The organism is Methylobacterium sp. Leaf469 (assembly GCF_001424745.1).
Lineage (GTDB): Bacteria > Pseudomonadota > Alphaproteobacteria > Rhizobiales > Beijerinckiaceae > Methylobacterium.
Genome location: NZ_LMRE01000005.1, coordinates 45,220 through 65,397, shown reverse-complemented (window position 1 = coordinate 65,397; position 20,178 = coordinate 45,220). Strand labels below are relative to the sequence as shown.

Genomic DNA, 20,178 nt, shown 5'->3' with positions numbered 1-20,178 from the left:
TGAGGGAGCGCCGCGAAACGTCCTGAATGGTCAACGTCTTGGCGCCCGTCCCCACCCCACCCGCTTCACGGGTTCGGGGTCGGGGCCGCCCAGCCCGAGACGCGCTGGCGCAGGGCCGCCCACCAGTTGCGTCCGTGGACGCCCGGCTCCCCCACGGAGACCGTGGCGGTCATGCCGGCCACCAGGGTCACGCCCGCGGGCACGCCCTCGATGCGCACCCGCACGGGCACGCGCTGGGCGAGCCGGACCCAGGTGTAGACGGGATCGACGCTGGGCAGCCCCTGCGTGCTCGGCGCCGCGTTGGCGATGCTGATGCCGAGCGTGATGCTCTCGACCCGGCCGCGGATGATCGGATCGTAACCGAGGAGCTGCGCCGAGACGGTGTCGCCCACATGGATGTGGGCCATCTTCGTCTCCTCGAAGTAGCCGTCGATCCAGAACGAATCGGTGTCGATCACCGCGATGTTGACGGTGCCGGTGGTGGCGTAGTCGCCGACCCGCAGGAGCAGGTTGGTCACCCGGCCGTTCACGGGCGCGCGCACCTCCGTGCGGGTGCGGTTGATCTTGGCCTGGGACAGCTGCGCCTTGGCCGAGGCGAGGGCGGCCTCGGCGATCTTGGCCGTGCCGGCGAATTGCTGCTTCTCCTCGACGGAGGTCGACAGGGTGGTGAGCGCCTCGCGCCGCGCGGCCTGGGTGCGCTTGACTTGGAGGTCGGCCTCGCGGTTGTCCATCTCGGCCTGGGCCGACGCGATGGCGACGTCGAAATCGAACGGATCGATGACGTAGAGCACGTCTCCCTTGTTGACCGCTTGGTTGTCGGTGACGCGCAACTCGACGATCTGGCCCGAGACCTGGGGCGCGACGCTCGCCACCTGCACGCGCACCCGGCCGTCGCGGGTCCACGGCGCGGTGACGTAGAATTGCCAGACCAGGGCCGCCGCCACGAAGGCGCAGGCCAGGATCAGGCCGGTGGCGAACAGGCGCAGGATCCGCCGGGGCCGGCCTACCGTCTTGGGAGCCTTGGCCGGCTGAGCCTTGGCCGGCTGCGCCTTCCGGTCTGCGTCTTGGCGGGCATCTCGGGATTCGTCGGACATCGTCACAGGAACACGATCAGGAGGGCGAGGATGCAGACGTAGAGGCCGGCCTCCGCGAGCGGCGGATTGGCGACGTAGCGGCTGAAGCGGAGACGGTTGAAGGCGACGCGCAGGAGCATCAGGATCGCCAGGGCGCCGGCGGCGTAGGCGACGAAGGGCGAGACGAGAACGCCGCCGAAGTCGAGGTCCGAACGCATCAGGCGCCTTTCAGTCCGAGGCGGCGCAGGAACCGCCCCTGCGTCGCGGCGACGTTGGCGATGGTGGCGAGATCGCTCGCCGCCCGGGCGATGGCGAGGCGCGTGGTCCGCGCGGTCCCCCGCCCGGCGGCCAGCAGCGCGTGCGCCGCCGCCTCGATGGCCCGGCGGTCCACGGCCATGATCGCCTGCCGCGCCGCCCCGGCGGCATCCGCGAGGGCGGGGTCGCTCGCGAGACGCCTGAGCTCCGCATGAGCCCGGGCGGCGGCCGCCTCCATCCGGGCGAGATCGAAGGCCCGGTCGAGGCTTGCCGTCCGCACGGCGCCGCTCTTCGAGCTCCATTGCGCGAACTGGAGGAGGCGATCGCTGTTGAGGCTGGTCCGGGTGGTGGCATCGCCGCCCTCGCCGGCCAGGGCATCGACCAGGGCGCGCCGTGCCGAATCGAGGGCGAAGGCCCGGTGCTGGGAGGGCGAGATCGGCAGCACCACCCGCACGGTGACGAACAGGATGAGGGCCGCCATCACCACCAGCAGGGCGTTCGCGAAGAACGTCTGCGGATCGTAGGTCTGCGGGTTCGAGGGCGAGAGCAGGACGGGGAAGAACACCAGCAGGATGAAGCCGACACCGAAGGTCGGCGGATTGAGGCTGAGGAAGCAGGCCACGAACACCACGGGCGCGATGGCGATGGCGAGCAGCGGAAACCCCTGCACCCCGGCGAGCAGCCCGAACAGGACGAGTCCGGCGCACAGGGCGGCCAGCGGCATGCCGATGAGCACGCCCCGGGCGAACGCCTTCGGGTCCGGCGTGATGGAGGAGAGCGCACAGGTGGCGGCAACCTGGACAAGGGCGAAGGAGGTGGCCGGCCAGCCCGCGAAGATGAGAAGGAGGGCCGTCGTCCCGAACGCGATGCCGACCCGCGCGGCCCCGCGCAGGGCCACGGGGAAATCGCGATGGGTCGGCAGGGGCACGTCGCGCAAGGGACGCTTCCCGGTGTCGAGGGCCTCGGCGCCGTCCTGCGCGAAGGCGGCGTTCCGGGCGAAATCGACGGCGCGCTGCAGGGCCAGGACCTCGCCGAGATCGGCCCCGCGCCCGACGGTGTCGGCGAGACCGTCGCGCAGGCGTTCGGCCGCCCGGAGGGCCGCGTCCCGTGCGCCGTCGCGGGTGAGGTCGAGGCACAGGACACGGGCCTCCGCCACGGCGGGGCCGGGCGCGCGGTCGGCGGCGGTCCCGAAGGCACGGGCGGAGGCCGCCATGGCGTAGAGGGCCGCGATGGCGCTGCGGGCCCCCGCGGCCCGGTTGGGGCCGTCGTCGAGTTCGCCCGCGATGGCACTGGCGTCCCCCCGCATGACCGCGATGCGGCGGATGAGGGCGCCGGCGCGCTCCGATCCGGGATCGCCTGCCGTGAAGGTGTCGCGCGCGAAAGCCCGGGTCGCCTCCAGCGCGCCGTCCAGCGGCGTGCGCAGCGTGCGCCACGTGCTGGGGGAGGCGAGGGCATCGTTGATGAAGGTGATGGCGACGATGCCGATGGCGATCGCCGCCACCCGGTCGACGGCGGCCTCGAACACCGCTTGCGGCGCGTCGATGTGCGCGATGGCGATGATCGCCACGGTGTAGCCCGACAGCATCGCCCCGTAGGCCCGGGTGTCCTGCAGGAAGTGGGCGGTGAAGACGCACAGCATCAGCCAGGTCGCGAACGACACCAGCAGCAGCACCCGGTCCTGCGCGAACAGGGCGATGAGCACGATGGCCACCACGGCCCCGACGATCGTACCCACGAACCGGTAAAGCGCCTTCGACAGGGCCTGTCCGCGCTTGGGCTGGGCCAGGATCGCCACGCAGACCATGGCCGAGGAGGCTCCCGAGAGCTGGAGCCAGAACGCCGCGTAGAGGGCCAGCACCATGGCGAGCCAGATCCGCAGGGCGAAGGCCCAGGCGGAGGGCGGCGGCACCACCCGGTCGGCGAAGGCGAGGGTGCGGTCGAGGAGGGAGGGCGCGTCCTGCGTCGCTTCGCTCATGGAACGCGTGACGCCGCCGGAACGAGGGCGTCCGCGGATGATCCGGCGACCCGCGCCTGCCACAGGCACAGGAGCGGGGTCACCACGAGCTCCACGGCGAGCGCCGCCATCATGGTCAGGGACGGCAGGCCGGTCAGCGCCAGGCCGAGGAGCCGGGCTAGGCCGCCCAGCGCCACCACCAGGGTGAGGAAGCGGAACAGGCCGGCCTTGGCCTCGATTCCCGGCACGCAGATCCAGAACAGGATGCCGATGCCCATGTGGAGGCCCGACAGGTAGCGGTAATGGCTGTCGGCGGAGACATCGACGAGGCCGCCCCCGCTACTCAGGCCGAACAGGACGCCGTAGAGGCCCGACACGACGGGCACGAGGGCGACCGCCGCCACCACGCGCTGCAACGCCTGCCGTTCCCGCATCGCCCCGTCCCGTCCCGTACAAGCCGCCCGACGGCCAACAGGGCAGACGGGCAAGCGTTCCCGGGTAAGCGCTACGGTGCCCGACGCACCGGTGTTTGTGGATCAGGCCTTCTGTTCCTTGAGGCGCTTCACGCATTTGCTGAAGTACTGCGGCCATTTCGGGCCCTTGGCGGCCTTGTCGGCGACGGAGAGCGCCCGCCATTCCGCACCGCAGGTCTTCTGGCGCGTGCGCGCCGCACTCTGGCTCACGGTCGGCTCCTTGGCGGCCGTGCCCTTCTCCTGGGCGAAGACCGGCTGGGACAGCAGGAGCGGGGCGGCGAGGCAGGCCAGGAGGAGGGCGCGGAACGGCATCGTAACAACTCTCGATTGCGGTGTTGGCCCTTATGGGGCGGGCACGGCGCATCACACTCACAACCAGAGCGTTCGGCAAGAGGCTTTTGCGGAGCAATCTCCCCGATGTAAGGCCGGCCCGCGATCCGCCCAGCACCCCGCCCGCAACCATCGGCTGGCGTTGTGGTTTGATCCGGCACAGGAAGCACGACGAACCTTGGCCGGGATGAACCGCATGGCACACGCTCCGGGACGACCCATCGACGTACACACGTGGAGCACGCCCAACGGCTGGAAGATCCCGATCATGCTGGAGGAGTGTGGCCTGCCCTATCGGGTGGTACCCGTGAACATCGGCCGGGGCGACCAGATGGCGCCGGACTTCCTCGCGCTCTCGCCCAACAACAAGATCCCGGCCATCGTCGACCCCGACGGGCCGGGGGGCGAGCCGATCACAATCTTCGAATCGGGGGCGATCCTACAATACCTCAGCCGAAAGACCGGCTGCTTCCTCCCCGCCGACGAGCGCGCACGGGTGACGGTCGAGGAGTGGCTGATCTGGCAGGTGGCGGGCTTCGGGCCGATGCTCGGTCAGGCCCATCATTTCCGCATCTACGCGCAGGAGAAGATTCCCTACGCCATCGAGCGCTTCACCACGGAGGCCCAGCGGCTCTATCGCGTCCTCGACCGGCAACTCGACGGCCGGGACTATGTCGCGGGAGACATTTCCATCGCCGACATCGCGATCCTGCCCTGGGCCAAGTACCACGAGAAGCAGGGCGTCGACCTCGCCGCCCTGCCCAATGTCGAGGCCTGGATCGCCCGGATGTTGGCGCGGCCCGCCGTGCAGCGCGGGTTCGCGGCGATCTGAAAGGGGGGGGACCCTCCCTTCCACACAAGGGGGGCAGTGCCCCCCGGGGACCGTTATTCCGCCGGAGCGGCCTTGGCAGCCGGCTTCGGAACCGCCTTCGCGGCGGGCTTCGGCGCCGGGGCGGCGGCCTCGCCGGCCACGTTGGTGGCCTGCTGGTTCACATCTGGCACCCGGGTCCAGGTCTGCGAGCCGCACAGGATCTTCAGGAGGCAGCCCGAGACCGACAGCTCGGAGGCGCTCTCACGCTCCAGGCTCACCTGGTACAGCTTGCCCTCGTCGGCGTTGTAGATCTCGCCGGAGAATTTCGACTCCTCGGGCTTGAGGTTGTCGAGGAGGGTAAGGCCCAAGGCAGGGCGGCTGCGCTTCTTCGGGTCGGGATTCTTGATGTCGGTGCGCGGAGCGCCGTCCTCGGTGGTGGGGGATTTCAGCCAGACCACCTTGCCGCAGATGTTGGCGCCGCCCGGGCCGCACCGGTCGATGCGGACCTTGGCCCGTCCGTCGCCGGTGAGCCAGGTGCCCGACGGGTCCTGGGTGGGAGCGGCGAGGGCCGGCACCACCTGGGCGATGGTGAAGCCGGAAAGAAGGCAGGCGGCAGTCAGGGCGACGCGCATGGGATGGTCTCCGTCGAACGGCGGAAGGGGTCGGTGTCGTTGACACCAGAAAGCCCGCGCAATCGGGCGAATTTCCGGCACTGTTGCGCTCAAGCCATGGCCGAGGGTTTTTCCTCGTGAGGCAAGGGTTTTTACCCTCGGGTTGAGGGGCGGGGGCGCCCCCGCTATAAGCCCGGCGCCGGAGCCTTAAGTTCCGGCCACAGAATCAGAACCGGACGAACCATGGCCACCGAGCGCACCTTCTCCATCCTCAAGCCCGACGCGACGAAGCGGAACCTGACCGGCGCGGTCAATGCCGTGATCGAGAAGGCCGGCCTGCGCATCGTCGGTCAGCGCCGCATCCAGATGAGCCGTGCCCAGGCGGAGAAGTTCTACGAGGTCCACAAGGAGCGCCCGTTCTTCGGCGAGCTCGTCGACTTCATGATCTCCGGCCCCGTGGTCGTGCAGGTGCTCGAGGGCGAGAACGCCATCGCCCGCTACCGTGAGATCATGGGCGCCACGAACCCGGCCAATGCCGACGAGGGTACCATCCGCAAGACCTTCTCCGAGTCGGTGGGCGAGAACACCGTCCACGGGTCCGACAGCGCCGAGAACGCCAAGCTCGAGATCGCGCAGTTCTTCCAGGACTCCGACATCGCCGGCTGAGTGCCTTCGCCGCGCACCGCCGTCCCGAGGGGCGGCGGTGCGCGGCGGTATTTGCCGCCACGCTGTGGCCGCGCTGCCCTTGCGCGGCCACCAGGGCTCCGTGAAACCGGGCTGTTTCCCGAATCGCTTTCACGGACCCCTCACACCATGCGCCTCCTCGCTCCGCGCACCGGCCGGCTTCTGCTCGCCGCAGGCCTCCTCGCTGCGCTCGCCGCCTGCAACGCCAACAAGGCCGGCCCGACGGCCGAGCTCGCCGGCTACACGCCCGATCCGGCCCTCAAGACCGCCACCGCGAGCAACCTCACCGGTCGCGTGCGCCATGCCTGCACGGTGACGCAGGCCCGGCTCCAGAACGTGTCCGAGGTCTCCCTCGCCCGCCCGTGCGGCTGCTACGCCCAGCGCACCCTGGCGAGCCTCGACCAGAACGAACTCGTCGCCTATCGCACCACCGGCTACTTCAACGATTCGGCCCGCGCCAAGGCGCTCTCGGCCCTCGACAGCTGCCAGCTGCCGCGCCCGGCCTGATCGGCATCAGGGCGGGCCCGCCGCGCCGGTCCGCCCTTTTTCTCAACAACCCGTCTCGTCTCGGAGACTGAGCAGGGCGCCGTCCGCCCGGCTCACATCGTCCGAAAAAACCACCCGGTCGCCGTCGAGGCGCGCACGGCCCGAGGCGATGAGCGCCAGGGCCGCCGGATAGAGCCGGTGCTCCTGCACCAGGATGCGGGCGGCCAGCGCGTCGGCATCGTCGCCCGGCAGGACCGGCACGGCGGCCTGGGCGACGATGGGCCCGGCATCGAGCTCCGGCACCACGTAATGCACGGTGCAGCCGTGCAGGCGCACACCTGCGGCCAACGCCTGTTCGTGCGTGTGCACGCCCTTGAACAGGGGCAGCAGGGAGGGGTGGATGTTGATCATCCGCCCGGCCCAGGCCTCGACGAAGCCGGCCGAGAAGATCCGCATGAAGCCGGCGAGGCACACGAGGTCGATGTCCGCGGTCACGAGTTCGGCGTGCAGCGCCGCGTCGAAGGCCGCGCGGCTCGGATAGGCCTTGTGGTCGATGGCGCGCGTCGCGATGCCGGCCGCCGCCGCCGTGGCGAGGCCCCCGGCCTCGGGCCGGTTGGAGGCCACCAGCACGATCTCGGCGGGAAAATCCGGCGCCGCGGCCGCCGCGATGAGCGCGGCCATGTTCGAGCCGCGTCCCGAGATCAGGATCGCGACCCGGGTTTTTTTCGGAGGCATCATCAGCGCGGCACCGTCAAAACGTGAGCCGGCCTTCGAAGGTCACGGGCTCGGGACCCCGCGTCGTGATCCGGCCGAGCCGCACGGGCGAGGCACCGCCGAGATCCAGCGCCTTCGACACCGCGCCGACGCTGTCGGGCGAGACCACCACCACCATGCCGATGCCGCAGTTGAAGGTGCGCAGCATCTCGGATTCGGCGACCTCGCCGATCTCGGCGAGCCAGCCGAACACCGGAGGGGGCATGATCGCGTCGAGGTCGATGGCGATGCCGACCCCGTCGGGCAGCACGCGCGGCAGGTTGTCGGGAAAGCCCCCGCCGGTGATGTGGGCCAGCGCCTTGATCCCGTCCGTGGATTTCAGGGCGGCGAGCAGAGGCTTCACGTAGATGCGGGTCGGCTCGAGGAGGGCTTCACCGAGGGTGCGGATCGGCTCGAACGGCGCCGGGTCGTCGTAGGACAGGCCGCTCTTCTCGACGATGCGGCGCACCAGGGAGAAGCCGTTGGAATGGACCCCGGAGGAGGGCAGGCCCAGCACCACGTCGCCGGGCACGATGTTGCCGCGCGGCAGCAGGGTGCCGCGCTCGGCCGCCCCCACGCTGAAGCCGGCGAGATCGTAGTCGGCGCCGTCGTAGAGGCCCGGCATCTCGGCGGTCTCGCCGCCGATGAGGGCGCAGCCGGCGAGGCGGCATCCCGCCGCGATCCCGCGCACGATGTCGGTCCCGACGCCGGGCACGAGTTTGGCGGTGGCGAAATAGTCGAGGAAGAACAGCGGCTCGGCGCCCTGGACGATGATGTCGTTGACGCACATGGCGACGAGATCGATGCCGATGGTGTCGTGGCGGTTGGTCTCGATGGCGATCTTCACCTTGGTGCCGACGCCGTCGTTGGCTGCCACCAGGATCGGATCGCGGAACCCCGCCGCCTTGAGGTCGAACAGGCCGCCGAACCCGCCGATCTCGGCATCCGCCCCCGGCCGGCGGGTGGCGCGCACCAGCGGCTTGATCGTCTCGACCATGGCGTTGCCCGCATCGATGTCGACGCCGGCCTCCGCGTAGGTCATTCCGTGTTTGGGCTCGCCGGTCATCCGCGCCGCTCTCTTCCGATCCGCTCTTTGGCGACCTCTAACCATTCCCGCGCGCCTTCGCGAGTCTTCTGCGGCATACCTTGACCGCACCCCACCGGCTTCCCACTCTCGTGAGCGCACGGGCGGCGTGCGGGACGGAGGACGGCCGATGCGCGGCAGGGCGGTGATCGGGTGTCTGGCACTCGGCGGAGCTGTCCTGCTCCTCTATCTCCTGGCCGACGTGATGCTGCCCTTCGTGGCCGGCCTCGCGCTGGCCTACCTCCTCGATCCCATCGCCGACCGCCTCGAACGTCTCGGCCTCGGGCGGCTCACGGCCTCGCTCCTGATCCTGGCGATGTTCGTGGTCGCCCTCGTGGTGGCGCTCCTCATCGTCGTCCCGCTCGCCGCCAACCAGATCGCCGCGTTGGTCGCGACCCTGCCCGGCATGGTCGCGCGGCTGCAGGGAATCCTGACGGAGAGGGCCGGCCCGCTGCTGCAGCGCATGGGCGGCGCGGATGTCCTGACCGACCTGCAATCCTCCGTCGGCACCCTGGTGGGGCAGGGCGGGACGTGGTTCCTCGCCTTCCTGAAATCCCTGTGGTCGGGCAGTCAGGCGCTGATCTCCATCGCCTCGCTCCTCGTGGTGACGCCCGTGGTGGCGTTCTACCTGCTCGTCGACTGGGACCGGATGATCGCGGCCCTCGACGGCTGGGTGCCGCCGCGCCACCGCGCCGTGGTGCGCCGCCTCGGCCGCGAGATCGACGGGGCCGTCACCGGCTTCGTGCGCGGCCAGACCCTGGTCTGTCTGATCCTCGGCACCTTCTACGCCGTCGGGCTGTTCGTGGTCGGGCTGAACTTCGGCGTGCTCATCGGCCTCATCGCGGGCTTCCTCACCTTCATCCCGTATGTGGGGACGCTCACCGGCTTCCTGCTCTCCGTCGGCGTCGCCCTGGCGCAGTTCTGGCCCGATTCCGACTGGCTCCATATCGGGCTCACCGTCGGGGTGTTCGCGGTGGGCCAGTTCCTGGAGGGGAACATCATCTCGCCGAAACTCGTCGGCGAATCGGTGGGCCTCCACCCGGTCTGGCTGATGTTCGCGCTCCTGGCCTTCGGCTCGCTGTTCGGCTTCCTCGGCCTTCTGCTCGCCGTGCCCGTGGCCGCTTCCATCGGCGTGGTGGTGCGCTTCGCCCTGAGCCGTTACCTGCAGAGTCCGCTCTATCACGCGGGCTCCCCGGTGCTGCTCCCCAACCGTGAGACCTGATGGCCATCCGCGAGAATGCGCCCCCCAAGCAACTTGCGTTCGACCTGCCCGCCGACCCCCGCTACGGGCGCGAGGACTTTCTGGTCGGTCCCGCCAACGAGGCGGCCTACGGCCTCGTGGAAGCCTGGCCGAACTGGCCCGACACGGTCTGCGTCCTCACCGGCCCGCCCGGCAGCGGCAAGAGCCACCTCGCCTCGATCTGGGCGACGCGGGCCCATGCCTGGACCGCCTCCGTCGCCGAGGTCCAGGCCGCACGGGTGCCGCACCTCGTCTCCAACGGCGCCCTCGTCATCGAGGACATCGACCGGCCCGAGGGTCGCGACGAGGCGGCCCTGTTCCATCTCCTCAACCTCGCGCGGGAGCATGGCAGCCCCGTCCTCGTCACGGCGGCGCAAGCCGTGGAGGCCATGGGCCTCGCGACGGCGGATCTGCGCTCCCGCCTGCGCCTGGCGCCCGGCGCCACCATCCTCGCTCCCGACGATGCGCTCCTGCGCGCCGTCCTCGTCAAGCTGTTCGTGGATCGCCAACTCGTGGTCGATCTCGCCGTGGTCGAGGCCTTGGCCCTGCGCATCGACCGCTCGTTCGGCCTCGCCCGACAGGTGGTGAGCGAACTCGACCGCGACGCCCTTGGGCGCGGCCGGCGCATCACCCGGCCCCTGGCGCTGGCCGTGCTCGCCCGCCTCGGCCTCGATGCCACCGACGACGAGGCCGACGATTAGAGGCTGCGGACCGGAAACTGTCATCGAACCGTCAAGAACCGCGCCTTCCCGCATGCTAGGAAGCCGCCCCTCAGCTTTCAGGAGACAGACACTTGGCGGACATGGAATCGGACGCGACCGCATCGGAGACCGGACCCGCCGAGGCCGAGACCACACGTGCGGTGGCCCGTCCCCGGGCCACACGGTCCGCGCCGAAACGCGTCGCTCAGGAAAAGCCCGCGATCGGTGCGGACGGGCCCGCGGCCCTCGCGGCGGAGGCCGGGCCGGACGTCGATCTGCCCCTGGTGGAGGCGCCCCTGCCCGAGCCGGCACCCGACTTGCCCGCCGCCGCCGACGTCCGCGGCACCGTGCGCGAGGCCGGCCTCGCGCTGCGCCACTCGCCCGAGCGCTTCGTCAACCGCGAGCTGTCCTGGCTCCAGTTCAACCGAAGGGTTCTGGAGGAGGCCTCGAACCCCAACCACCCGCTGCTCGAACAGCTGCGCTTCCTCTCGATCTCGGCCAACAACCTCGACGAGTTCTTCATGGTGCGTGTCGCCGGCCTGCACGATCAGGTCCGCGCCGGCCTCGTCGCGCCCTCGCAGGACGGCCTGAGCCCGGCCGAGCAGCTCGCGCGCGTCGGTTCGGACGTGTCGCGCCTGGCGCTCGACCAGCAGCAGCGCTGGCGCGAGTTGCGCGGTGAACTCCTCGGCGTCGGCATCGAACTCGTCGAGCCGGCCGGCCTCACGCCGGAGCACAAGGCCTGGCTGGAGGAGTACTTCCTCAGCCACGTCTTCCCGGTGCTGACGCCGCTCGCCATCGATCCGGCCCATCCGTTCCCGTTCATCCCGAACCTCGGGTCGACCGTCGCCCTGATGCTCATGCGTCCGCGGGACGGGCGGGTGCTGCGCGCCCTCATCCGCCTGCCGGCCCTGGTCGACCGCTTCGTGCGCCTGCCCGATGCGGACGGGGACGCCACGGCGCGGTTCATCGCCATCGAGCAGGTCATCGTCCTGTTCACCGGACGCCTGTTCCCGGGCTACTCCCTGCGCGGCCACGGGGCGTTCCGGGTGATCCGCGATTCCGATCTCGAGATCGAGGAGGAGGCCGAGGACCTCGTCCTGCATTTCGAGACGGCCCTGAAGCAGCGCCGCCGCGGCATCGTCATCCGCCTCGAGGTCGAGGCCGGCATGTCGGAGGATCTGCGTGCGTTCGTCGCCGACGAACTCGAGATCGGCCCCGATGCGGTCTTCATGGTCGAGGGCATGCTGGCGCTCAACGAACTGTCGCAGATCGTCGGGATCGACCGGCCGGAGCTCAAGTTCAAGGCCTACAATCCGCGCTTCCCCGAGCGCATCCGCGAGAGCGGCGGCGACGTGTTCGCGGCCATCCGGCAGAAGGATTTCACCGTCCACCACCCCTACGAGTCGTTCGACGCGGTGGTGCAGTTCCTGGCGCAAGCCGCCCGCGACCCCAACGTGGTCGCGATCAAGCAGACCCTCTACCGCACCTCCTCGAACTCGCCCATCGTGGCGGCCCTGGCGGAAGCTGCCGAACTCGGCAAGTCGGTCACCGCCCTCGTCGAGCTCAAGGCCCGCTTCGACGAGGAGGCGAACATCCGCTGGGCGCGCAACCTCGAGAAGGCCGGCGCGCAGGTGGTGTTCGGCTTCGTCGAGCTGAAAACCCACGCCAAGCTGTCGATGGTGGTCCGGCGCGAGGGCGACAAGCTCGTGAGCTACTGCCACGTCGGCACCGGCAACTATCACCCGATCACGGCGCGCATCTACACCGACCTGTCGTTCTTCACCGCCGATCCGGTGGTGGCCCGCGACGTGTCGCGCATCTTCAACTACATCACCGGCTACGCCGAGCCCGCGGGTCTCGAGCGCATGGCGGTCTCACCCCTGACCCTGAAGCCCCGCCTCCTCGAGAACATCGAGCAGGAGATCGCCCACGCCAAGGCCGGGCGCCCGGCGGCGATCTGGATCAAGTGCAACTCCCTGGTCGATCAGCAGATCATCGACGCCCTGTACGACGCCAGCGCGGCGGGCGTGCAGATCGATTGCGTGGTCCGCGGCATCTGCTGCCTCCGGCCGGGCATCCCCGGCCTGTCGGAGACCATCCGGGTGAAATCCATCGTCGGGCGCTTCCTCGAGCACGGGCGCATCTACTGCTTCGGCAACGGCGTCGGGCTGCCTCACCCCAAGGCGACGGTGTACATCTCCTCGGCCGATCTCATGAGCCGCAACCTCGATCGCCGGGTCGAGGCGCTCCTGCCCATCACCAATCCCACGGTGCATCAGCAGGTGCTCGATCAGATCATGCTGGCTAACCTCCTCGACAACCGCCAGAGCTGGCGTGTACTGGCGTCTGGCGCGAGTGAGCGGATCCAGCCGGCCGAGGGCGAGGAACCGTTCAACGCCCATAAATATTTCATGACGAATCCGAGCCTGTCCGGGCGCGGCAAATCGTCGAAGAAATCGAGCCCGCGCGCCCTGAGCCGCCGTGCCCAGCGCGCCTGAGCGCCTTGCCGAAGGAACATGCATGGGCCTCCACCATGCCGGCCCACCCCGCGGCGAGTCCGGGGCCGACGCGTCGCCGGCCTCGATGCGCCGCGAGCCCGTGGCCATCATCGACATCGGCTCGAACTCCGTGCGGCTCGTCGCCTATGACGGGCTGACGCGGGCGCCGACGCCCCTCTACAACGAGAAGGTCCTGTGCGGGCTCGGCCGCAACGTGCTCACCACCGGTCGCCTCAACGAGGAGGCCGTCCGGCGTGCCCTGATCGCCCTCGCGCGGTTCCGGGTGCTGTGCGAGACCATGCGGGTCGCCCGGGTCTTCGTGCTCGCCACGGCCGCCGCCCGGGACGCGCAGAACGGCGCCGAGTTCCTCGCGGCCGCGCAGGCCGCCTGCGGCCACCCCATCGAGCTCCTGTCGGGGCGGCGCGAGGCCGAGCTGTCGGCGCTTGGCGTCGTATCGAGCTTCCACGCGCCGGACGGCGTGGTCGGCGATCTCGGCGGCGGTTCCCTCGAACTCGTGGACGTGCGCGGCGCCACCGTGGGCACGGGCGTGACCATGCCGCTCGGCGGACTGGCCCTTCAGGACCTCTCGGGCAATTCGCCCAAGAAGGCCATCAAGATCGTGCGCGAGCACCTGAAGAAGGCCGCCCCCCAACTCGAGACCCTGCGCGGACGCAGCTTCTACGCCGTCGGCGGCACCTGGCGGGCCCTGGCCCGCTTGCATCAGGCCGCGCGGGGCTACCCGCTCCACGTGATGCACGGCTACAGCGTCGAGCCCTCGGACGAACTCAACTTCCTCGAAGTGGTGGAGCGCACGGACGCGGCCCTGCTGCAGGACGTCGAGAGCGTCTCCGAGGCCCGCCGGCCACTGCTCGCCTACGGGGCGGTGGTGCTGGAGGAAATCCTCCGGGTCGGGCGCCCGCGCGAACTCGCGGTCTCGGCCGCGGGCGTGCGCGAGGGCCTGCTCTACGAGCAGCTCGACCGGGACGCGCGGCTGGCCGATCCGCTCCTGGTGGCGGCCGCCGAACTCAATGCCCTGCGGGCCCGCTCGCCGGGGCATGCCACGGATCTCATCGCCTGGACCGACCGCTTCATCGCCTCCCTCGACGCGCCCGAGACGGCGGACGAGCGTCGTCTGCGGCACGCCGCCTGCCTGCTCTCGGATATCGGCTGGCGGGCCCACCCTGACTATCGCGGCGAGCAGAGCGTCAACGTGATCACCCACGCGGCCTTCGTCGGCATCGACCATCCCGGTCGGGCCTATCTGGCGCTCGCCGTATACTTCCGCCACGAGGGCGTCGCGCCGGAAAAGGCGAGCCCGATGCTGCGCAACCTCGCCGGGGCCCGCCTGTTCGACCGGGCCCGCCTGCTCGGCGCCCTCCTGCGCCTCGCCTTCCCGCTGACGGCCGGAATGACGGGCAGCCTCGGCAATCTTCCCGTCGCCGTCGTGGAGGGGCGCGTCACCCTGACCATGCCGCCCGATTGCGAGACCCTGGCGGGTGACCGCATCCTCAACCGCGTCCGCGGCGTCGGCCGCGTCATCGGCCTCGACGGCCGCATCGTGATCGCCTGAGTTCGGATCGAGACCCCATGCAAGCCCTCCAGCTCTTCGGCGACCGCGACCTGCGCGTGAGCGAGATCGAGGCCCCGGCTCTCCCCAGCCCCGGCGAGGTCCGGATCCGCGTCCGGGCGGTTGGCCTCAATTTCATCGACGTGTGGGGCTTTCGCGGCATGGCCTTCGCCAAGCGCAAGCTGCCCCTCACCGTGGGCGCCGAAGCTTCGGGCGAGATCGCCTGCGTCGGCGAGGGCGTCGAGGGCCTGGCCGAGGGCGACCGCGTGGCCCTCTACGGCGCCCAGACCTGCGGCCAGTGCAAGGCCTGCCGGGAGGGCCGCGACAATCTCTGCGAGAACGTCGCCGGCGTGATGGGCTTCCACATCGATGGGTTCGCCCGCGAGTTCGTGACCATGCCGGCCCGTCTCGTGGTCCGGGTGCCGGACGGGGTCGGCTTCACCGATGCCGCCTGCGCGCCCATCGCCTTCGGCACCGTGCAGCACATGCTGTTCGACAACGCGAAGCTGGAGCCCGGCGAAAGCATCCTGGTCCATGCCGGCGGCTCCGGCATCGGCACGGCGGCGATCAAGATGGCCAAGGCCATCGGCTGCACGGTGTTCACCACGGTCGGCGACGACGCCAAGGGGGAGAAGGCCAAGGCGCTCGGCGCCGACCACGTCATCAACTACCGCGACGAACGCTTCGAGGGCGAGGTCCGCCGGCTGACGAAGCGCAAGGGCGTCGACGTGGTGTTCGAGCATGTCGGGCCCGACACCTGGAACGGCTCGCTCCTGTGCCTCAAGCGCGGCGGGCGCCTCGTCACCTGCGGGTCGACCTCGGGCGTCTCCACCACCATGAACCTGATGCAGCTGTTCCAGCAGCAATACCGCATCACCGGCTCGTTCGGCTGCTCCATGGCCAACATCCGCCAGTCGCTCGCCAAGATGGCCGAGGGCCTCACCCCCGTGGTGGATACGATCCTGCCGCTCGCCGATTTCGCCCAGGGGCTGGAGCGCCTCGAATCCCGCAAGGTGTTCGGCAAGATTCTCGTCACCCTGTGACGGAGCGTCTCGCCGGGACCGCCCGGCTGTTGGACGCAGACCGGGTGCACCCCCGCGAGAAAATGATCTAAGCGGGGAGGGTGAGCGTCGCCGTGAGCGCTCGTCCGCACGGAAATCGCCTTGCTCCGCCTCGCTCTGGTCCTGAAACGCCACCTGCCGCGCCTTGCCGGGCTGGCGATGATCCCCCTGATCCGGACCCTGTTCTGGCTGGCGCGCCGGCTCGGCACCGACCGGGCGAGCCGGATCGGCGGGCGCTTGGTCCGGACCGTCGGCCCGTTCCTGCCGGCCCATCGGACCGCCATGGCCAACCTCGCGGCCGCGTTCCCCGACCTCGATCCGGCCGCCCGGCGGGCGCTGGCGGCGGAGGCTTGGGACAATCTCGGCCGAACGGGCGCCGAATACGCCCACCTCCACACCCTGTTCGATGCCGACGACACCGATCCGTCGAGCCAGCGCATGCAGGTCTCGGGCGAGGGCCATTTCGCGGACCTGCGCGACGACGGGAAGCCGGGGCTGATCTTCTCGGCGCACCTCGCCAACTGGGAATTGCCGGCGATCTGCGCGGCCCGCTACGGCCTCGACGCCACGGCGATCTTCCGGCCGCCCAACGACGCGGCCTCCGCGCGGCTCGTGCAGGAGGTGCGCCGCCAGACCATGGGCGGCCTGGCGGCGGCCGGGCAGGGCGCCGTCTTCGCCATGCAGGGCGTGGTGGAGCGCGGCGGACACCTCGGCCAGCTCATCGACCAGCATTTCACCCGGGGCGTCGTGGTCGAGTTCTTCGGCCGCCCCGTCCTCGTCAACCCCCTGCTCGGCAAGCTCGCCCGACACTACGAATGCCCGGTCCACGGCGTGCGCGTGGTGCGGCGGGAGGGCGCGCGCTTCGCCCTCGAACTCACCCCACCCCTCGACCTGCCGCGCGACGCCAAGGGCGAGATCGACGTCCAGGGCGCCATGCAGGCCATGACCCGGGTGGTCGAGGACTGGATCCGCGAGAATCCCGGACAATGGCTCTGGATGCACCGGCGCTGGCGCCCGGCCATGCTGCCGAAGCCGAAGGCGCCGGCGACATCCGCCACCGAGGCGGCTGCGCCCGCCACCTGATCCGGGTTCGAAGGGCCAGCCCTTCGCGGGTCCAGGGCAGCGCCCTGGGTTCTTCGTCGGGCTCCGCCCGACACCCGCCGAAGGGCTGGCCCTTCGGAATCCCGGAACTGCGCTCAGTCGATCCACTCGCCGGCGCGCATCACCGGGATCGCCCGGCCCTCCGCCGTGAGGCCATCGACGTCGACCGCGGCCGAACCGATCATCCAGTCGATGTGGATCAGGCTGCGGTTGGCCCCGCGCGCCACCAGATCCGCCTCGCTGAAATCCGCGCCGCCGTTGAGGAAGCACTTGCTGTAGGCTTGGCCGAGCGCGATGTGGCTCGCGGCATTCTCGTCGTAGAGGGTGTTGTAGAACAGCAGCCCCGAGGCCGAGATCGCCGAGGAGGCCGGCACCAGGGCGACCTCGCCGAGTTGGCGCGCACCCGCGTCGGTCTCCAGGACCTTGGCGAGCACCGCGCCACCCGTGCGCGCCTCGGCCTCGACGATGCGGCCCGCCTCGAACCGCACCCGGATGCCGTCGATGAGGGTGCCCTGATAGGACAGGGGCTTGGTGCTCGTGACGAACCCGTCGACCCGATCCTTGTGGGGGGTGGTGAACACCTCCTCGGTGGGGATGTTGGCGTTGCAGGTGATGCCGCTGCGCGAGACCGAGGCGCCGCCGCACCATTCGTGGTCGTCGGCGAGCCCCACCGTGAGGTCCGTGCCCGGCCCCTGGAAGCGCAGGGCCGCGAAGCGATGGGCGTTGAGGGTGCCCATGCGGGCGTGGAGCGCGGCGTTGTGCGCCTCCCAGGCGCCGATGGGGTCCGGCCCGTCGACCCGCGAGGCTGCGAAGATCGCGTCCCACAGGCGGGCCACGGCTGCGTCCTCGGGGAGATCGGGGAACACCGTGCGGGCCCACGGCACGGTGGCGGCCGAGACGATGGTCCAGTTCGTGGCGAAGTTGGCGATGAGTTCGAGGGCCGGCACGTAGGCCTGCGAGCGGGCGCGGTTGGCGCGCGACACCCGCGCCGTGTCCTGGCCGGCGAGCAGAGAGGGGTCGTCACCCGCCACGGCGAGGCGCGCGGCGCCGTTGCGGTAGGCTTCCGCCATGCCGGAATAGAGCCATCCGGCGGCCGTGTCGAAGGCCTCCTCCGGGGCGTAGGCGAAGCGCGCCAGGGTGGCGTCGTCGTCGGAGTAGAACGTGGTGACCAGGGAGGCGCCGGCCTTGTACGCCTCGACCGTGATCGCCCGCACGAGGGCGACGGTCTCCAGGGGCGCCGTGATCACGAGTTCCTGGCCGGGCCGCAGCCCGAGGCCGACCTTGACGGCCACTTCCGCGAGGCGTTCCAGGCGTGTGGCATGGGCGGATGGAGCCGAGCCCGCTCCGCCGGCCTGACCGTGCGTATCCATCCCTTGATCTCCCTCGAACCTGCTGTGAGCGTTCGCTCAAGATCAGGTCCCGGGAGATCAGGTCAAGCGGCGCGCGACCAAGTGATCTCGCCGAGGTTCTCGCGGAAGGCAAAGCGCAGGAGGTGATCGGAGACCACGTTCTCGAGGCGGGTCAGGGCCGCGGGATCGGGCGTCGCCACCCGCATCAGGAGGGCGTCGGCCTCGGCCTCGAAGGTGCAGACCCGATCCTCGCCGAACGGCACGCGGCCGGCGTCATCGGTGGCCTCGACGGGGAACTTGTGGCTCCAGTGCCGGCAGAGCTGCTTCAGGTAGCGGCTCGCCTCGGCCGTGGGGACTCTCGCCTGAGAGGTCGGCATCGTCGGATCTCCATCGCTGCCCCAGAGGGGCGGGGTCGCGCCACGGCGCAATCGAATCTTCGGGGCGGAATCTTCGGACCGATTGAAGGGGGTGACGGTTAAGGCGGGGTAACCTGCCGCACCGCACTGTCCGAAAAACCGCCGTCTCCTCATATCCTTGGGGCCATTGACGCCGATTCTATGGCGCGGCGCGAAACGCAGTCTGAACGGGATTGGTGCGTTGCACAATGACAATCCGGCAATGCGCGTTCGGGTTCCGGCAAAAGAGCGCGTGGACTCCCCGGCTCAGAGGAGGGCGGCCGGCCCGGTGCCCCCGGGCTCCGCGTGCGCGCCCGGTGGAGCCTGCTCCGGGACCACCTTGCCGGGGTTCAGGATTCCGTGCGGATCGAGGGCCGTCTTGAGGCGGCGCATGAGGTCGAGGGCGACGGGGTCGCCGTAGCGGGCGAGTTCGTCGCGCTTGATCAGACCGACGCCGTGTTCGGCGGCGATGGAACCGCCGAGGCTCTCCACCACGTCGTGGACGATGCGGTTGAAGCGCCCCCATTGGTCGAGGAACGCCGCCCGGTCCATGCCGATGGGCTGGCTCAGGTTGAAGTGGATGTTGCCGTCGCCGAAATGGCCGAAGGCGCAGACGCGCAGGCCCGGCATCGCCGCTTCGCAGGCCCGGGTCGCCCGATCGAGGAACGCGGGAAGCGCCGTCAGCGGTACCGAGACGTCGTGCTTGATCGAGCCGCCCTCGCGCCGCTGCACCTCCGACAGGTTCTCGCGCAGGGTCCACAGGGCCTGGTTCTGGGCCTCGCTGGCGCCCAGGGTCGCATCCTCCACGAGGCCGGCCTCGATGGCCTCGCCGAGCGCCATTTCGAGGGCTTCCGTGGCCGGCGCGTCGGGCCGGGTCGAGGAGAATTCGATGAGCGCGTAGGTGCCGTGCCGGCCCGCCAGGGGGGGCGTCGCGCCCGGCGTATGGCGCAGGACGATCTCCAGCCCGAAGGGCGGGATCACCTCGAAGGCGGTGAGGTCGCGCCCCGCCCGGGTGCGCAGGTGGGCGAACAGGGCGAGCGCGGCGGCCGGATCGGCGAGGCCGACGAAACCGACGCCCCGGCTCACGGGCTTGGGAAACAGCTTCAGGACGGCGGCGGTGATGATGCCCAGCGTCCCCTCCGAGCCGACGAAGAGGTGCTTCAGGTCGTAGCCGGCGTTGTCCTTCCGCAAACCCTTGAGCCCGTTCCAGATCCGGCCGTCCGCCAGCACCACTTCGAGCCCGAGGACGAGGTCGCGGGCGTTGCCGTAGGCCAGCACCGCCGTGCCGCCGGCGTTGGTCGAGAGATTGCCGCCGATGCGGCACGAGCCCTCCGAGGCCAGCGACAGGGGGAACAGCATTCCGGCCGCCTCCGCCGCCGCCTGGACGTCCGCCAGGGTGACGCCGGCCTCGACGGTGATGGTGGCGTTGGTGGGATCGACGGACCGCACCCGGGCGAGGCGGGCCAGCGACAGGACGATCCCGCCCTGGGGCACGCCGCCGCCGACGAGGCCGGTGTTGCCGCCCTGAGCCACCACGGGCACTCCGGCGGCGGCGCACCGCTCCACCACGAAGGCCGCCTCGGCCGCGTCGGCCGGGCGCGCCACCGCGAGGGCTCGGCCGCGGTGCAGCCCGCGCGTCTCGACGAGGTAGGGCTCGAGATCCTCGGATGCGGTGAGCACGTGAGCCGCGCCGAGACGGCCGGTCAGGGCGGCCAGCAAGTCGCGGCTCAGGACGTCCTGAATGGGCGAGTT

Annotated in this window: 20 protein-coding genes; 9 read left to right on the top strand and 11 right to left on the bottom strand. The window is 70.6% G+C overall.

All coding sequences use genetic code 11. From position 1 onward, the window contains the following. Window positions 1–65: 65 nt before the first annotated feature. The 5 genes from ASG60_RS06100 to ASG60_RS06080 form a co-directional block, all read right to left on the bottom strand. Entirely contained in the window at window positions 66–1,094 is a 1,029-nt protein-coding gene (locus ASG60_RS06100) for an efflux RND transporter periplasmic adaptor subunit (protein WP_056384501.1), read from the bottom strand. A gap of 2 nt (window positions 1,095–1,096) precedes the next feature. Continuing rightward, a complete protein-coding gene (locus ASG60_RS06095) occupies window positions 1,097–1,291 on the bottom strand; it encodes a DUF1656 domain-containing protein (RefSeq protein WP_056168314.1) in 195 nt (64 codons plus the stop codon). Beyond that, window positions 1,291–3,303, bottom strand: coding sequence for an FUSC family protein (locus tag ASG60_RS06090; RefSeq protein ID WP_056262635.1), 2,013 nt, complete (start codon window positions 3,301–3,303; stop codon window positions 1,291–1,293). The genes ASG60_RS06095 and ASG60_RS06090 overlap by 1 nt, the downstream gene beginning before the upstream one ends. After that, window positions 3,300–3,716: a DUF4345 domain-containing protein gene (locus ASG60_RS06085; RefSeq protein WP_056168308.1), complete on the bottom strand. Its 417-nt coding sequence runs from the start codon at window positions 3,714–3,716 to the stop codon at window positions 3,300–3,302. Before ASG60_RS06085 ends, ASG60_RS06090 begins: the two co-directional genes overlap by 4 nt. A gap of 102 nt (window positions 3,717–3,818) precedes the next feature. Continuing rightward, window positions 3,819–4,067, bottom strand: a complete 249-nt coding sequence (locus ASG60_RS06080; protein ID WP_056384500.1) for a hypothetical protein — start codon at window positions 4,065–4,067, stop codon at window positions 3,819–3,821. 214 nt (window positions 4,068–4,281) lie between these two features. Between ASG60_RS06080 and ASG60_RS06075 the strand changes: the two genes are divergently transcribed. Next, a complete protein-coding gene (locus ASG60_RS06075; RefSeq protein WP_056384513.1) occupies window positions 4,282–4,917 on the top strand; it encodes a glutathione S-transferase N-terminal domain-containing protein in 636 nt (211 codons plus the stop codon). A gap of 53 nt (window positions 4,918–4,970) precedes the next feature. Here ASG60_RS06075 and ASG60_RS06070 read toward each other — a convergent pair whose 3' ends face one another. Further along, window positions 4,971–5,528 (bottom strand): DUF2147 domain-containing protein, encoded by a 558-nt coding sequence (locus ASG60_RS06070; protein ID WP_056168303.1) that lies wholly within the window; start codon window positions 5,526–5,528, stop codon window positions 4,971–4,973. A gap of 222 nt (window positions 5,529–5,750) precedes the next feature. Between ASG60_RS06070 and ndk the strand changes: the two genes are divergently transcribed. Both ndk and ASG60_RS06060 read left to right on the top strand, forming a co-directional pair. Further along, entirely contained in the window at window positions 5,751–6,173 is a 423-nt protein-coding gene (gene ndk / locus ASG60_RS06065) for a nucleoside-diphosphate kinase (protein ID WP_056168300.1), read from the top strand. Between the two features lie 147 nt (window positions 6,174–6,320). Next, window positions 6,321–6,698 carry a hypothetical protein gene (locus ASG60_RS06060; RefSeq protein ID WP_056168297.1) on the top strand — a complete coding sequence of 126 codons (378 nt, stop codon included), beginning with the start codon at window positions 6,321–6,323 and terminating at the stop codon, window positions 6,696–6,698. 42 nt (window positions 6,699–6,740) lie between these two features. Here ASG60_RS06060 and purN read toward each other — a convergent pair whose 3' ends face one another. Both purN and purM read right to left on the bottom strand, forming a co-directional pair. Next, the gene (gene purN, locus ASG60_RS06055) at window positions 6,741–7,415 is read right to left on the bottom strand and encodes a phosphoribosylglycinamide formyltransferase (protein WP_056384499.1); all 675 of its coding nucleotides are present in this window, start codon (window positions 7,413–7,415) and stop codon (window positions 6,741–6,743) included. 13 nt (window positions 7,416–7,428) lie between these two features. Continuing rightward, window positions 7,429–8,496 (bottom strand): phosphoribosylformylglycinamidine cyclo-ligase, encoded by a 1,068-nt coding sequence (gene purM, locus ASG60_RS06050; protein WP_056168291.1) that lies wholly within the window; start codon window positions 8,494–8,496, stop codon window positions 7,429–7,431. A gap of 148 nt (window positions 8,497–8,644) precedes the next feature. Here purM and ASG60_RS06045 point away from each other — a divergent pair, with 148 nt between their 5' ends. The 6 genes from ASG60_RS06045 (at window position 8,645) to ASG60_RS06020 (ending at window position 16,664) form a co-directional block, all read left to right on the top strand. Then, window positions 8,645–9,736, top strand: a complete 1,092-nt coding sequence (locus ASG60_RS06045; RefSeq protein ID WP_056168278.1) for an AI-2E family transporter — start codon at window positions 8,645–8,647, stop codon at window positions 9,734–9,736. A gap of 5 nt (window positions 9,737–9,741) precedes the next feature. After that, the gene (locus tag ASG60_RS06040) at window positions 9,742–10,455 is read left to right on the top strand and encodes a hypothetical protein (protein WP_056168412.1); all 714 of its coding nucleotides are present in this window, start codon (window positions 9,742–9,744) and stop codon (window positions 10,453–10,455) included. A gap of 101 nt (window positions 10,456–10,556) precedes the next feature. Beyond that, window positions 10,557–12,953: an RNA degradosome polyphosphate kinase gene (locus tag ASG60_RS06035; protein WP_244474215.1), complete on the top strand. Its 2,397-nt coding sequence runs from the start codon at window positions 10,557–10,559 to the stop codon at window positions 12,951–12,953. A gap of 85 nt (window positions 12,954–13,038) precedes the next feature. After that, window positions 13,039–14,523 carry an exopolyphosphatase gene (gene ppx / locus ASG60_RS06030; RefSeq protein ID WP_056262729.1) on the top strand — a complete coding sequence of 495 codons (1,485 nt, stop codon included), beginning with the start codon at window positions 13,039–13,041 and terminating at the stop codon, window positions 14,521–14,523. A 17-nt stretch (window positions 14,524–14,540) separates the two neighbouring features. Continuing rightward, window positions 14,541–15,563, top strand: coding sequence for a zinc-binding dehydrogenase (locus ASG60_RS06025; protein WP_056384498.1), 1,023 nt, complete (start codon window positions 14,541–14,543; stop codon window positions 15,561–15,563). Window positions 15,564–15,683: 120 nt separating this feature from the next. Next, window positions 15,684–16,664: a lipid A biosynthesis lauroyl acyltransferase gene (locus tag ASG60_RS06020; RefSeq protein ID WP_056262619.1), complete on the top strand. Its 981-nt coding sequence runs from the start codon at window positions 15,684–15,686 to the stop codon at window positions 16,662–16,664. Between the two features lie 113 nt (window positions 16,665–16,777). Here ASG60_RS06020 and ASG60_RS06015 read toward each other — a convergent pair whose 3' ends face one another. The 3 genes from ASG60_RS06015 to ASG60_RS06005 form a co-directional block, all read right to left on the bottom strand. Then, window positions 16,778–18,052: an aminopeptidase gene (locus tag ASG60_RS06015; RefSeq protein WP_056384497.1), complete on the bottom strand. Its 1,275-nt coding sequence runs from the start codon at window positions 18,050–18,052 to the stop codon at window positions 16,778–16,780. A gap of 62 nt (window positions 18,053–18,114) precedes the next feature. Next, entirely contained in the window at window positions 18,115–18,408 is a 294-nt protein-coding gene (locus tag ASG60_RS06010; protein ID WP_056168259.1) for a DUF2218 domain-containing protein, read from the bottom strand. A 285-nt stretch (window positions 18,409–18,693) separates the two neighbouring features. Beyond that, window positions 18,694–20,169: an FAD-binding oxidoreductase gene (locus ASG60_RS06005; RefSeq protein ID WP_056358838.1), complete on the bottom strand. Its 1,476-nt coding sequence runs from the start codon at window positions 20,167–20,169 to the stop codon at window positions 18,694–18,696. Between the last annotated feature and the right edge of the window lie 9 nt (window positions 20,170–20,178).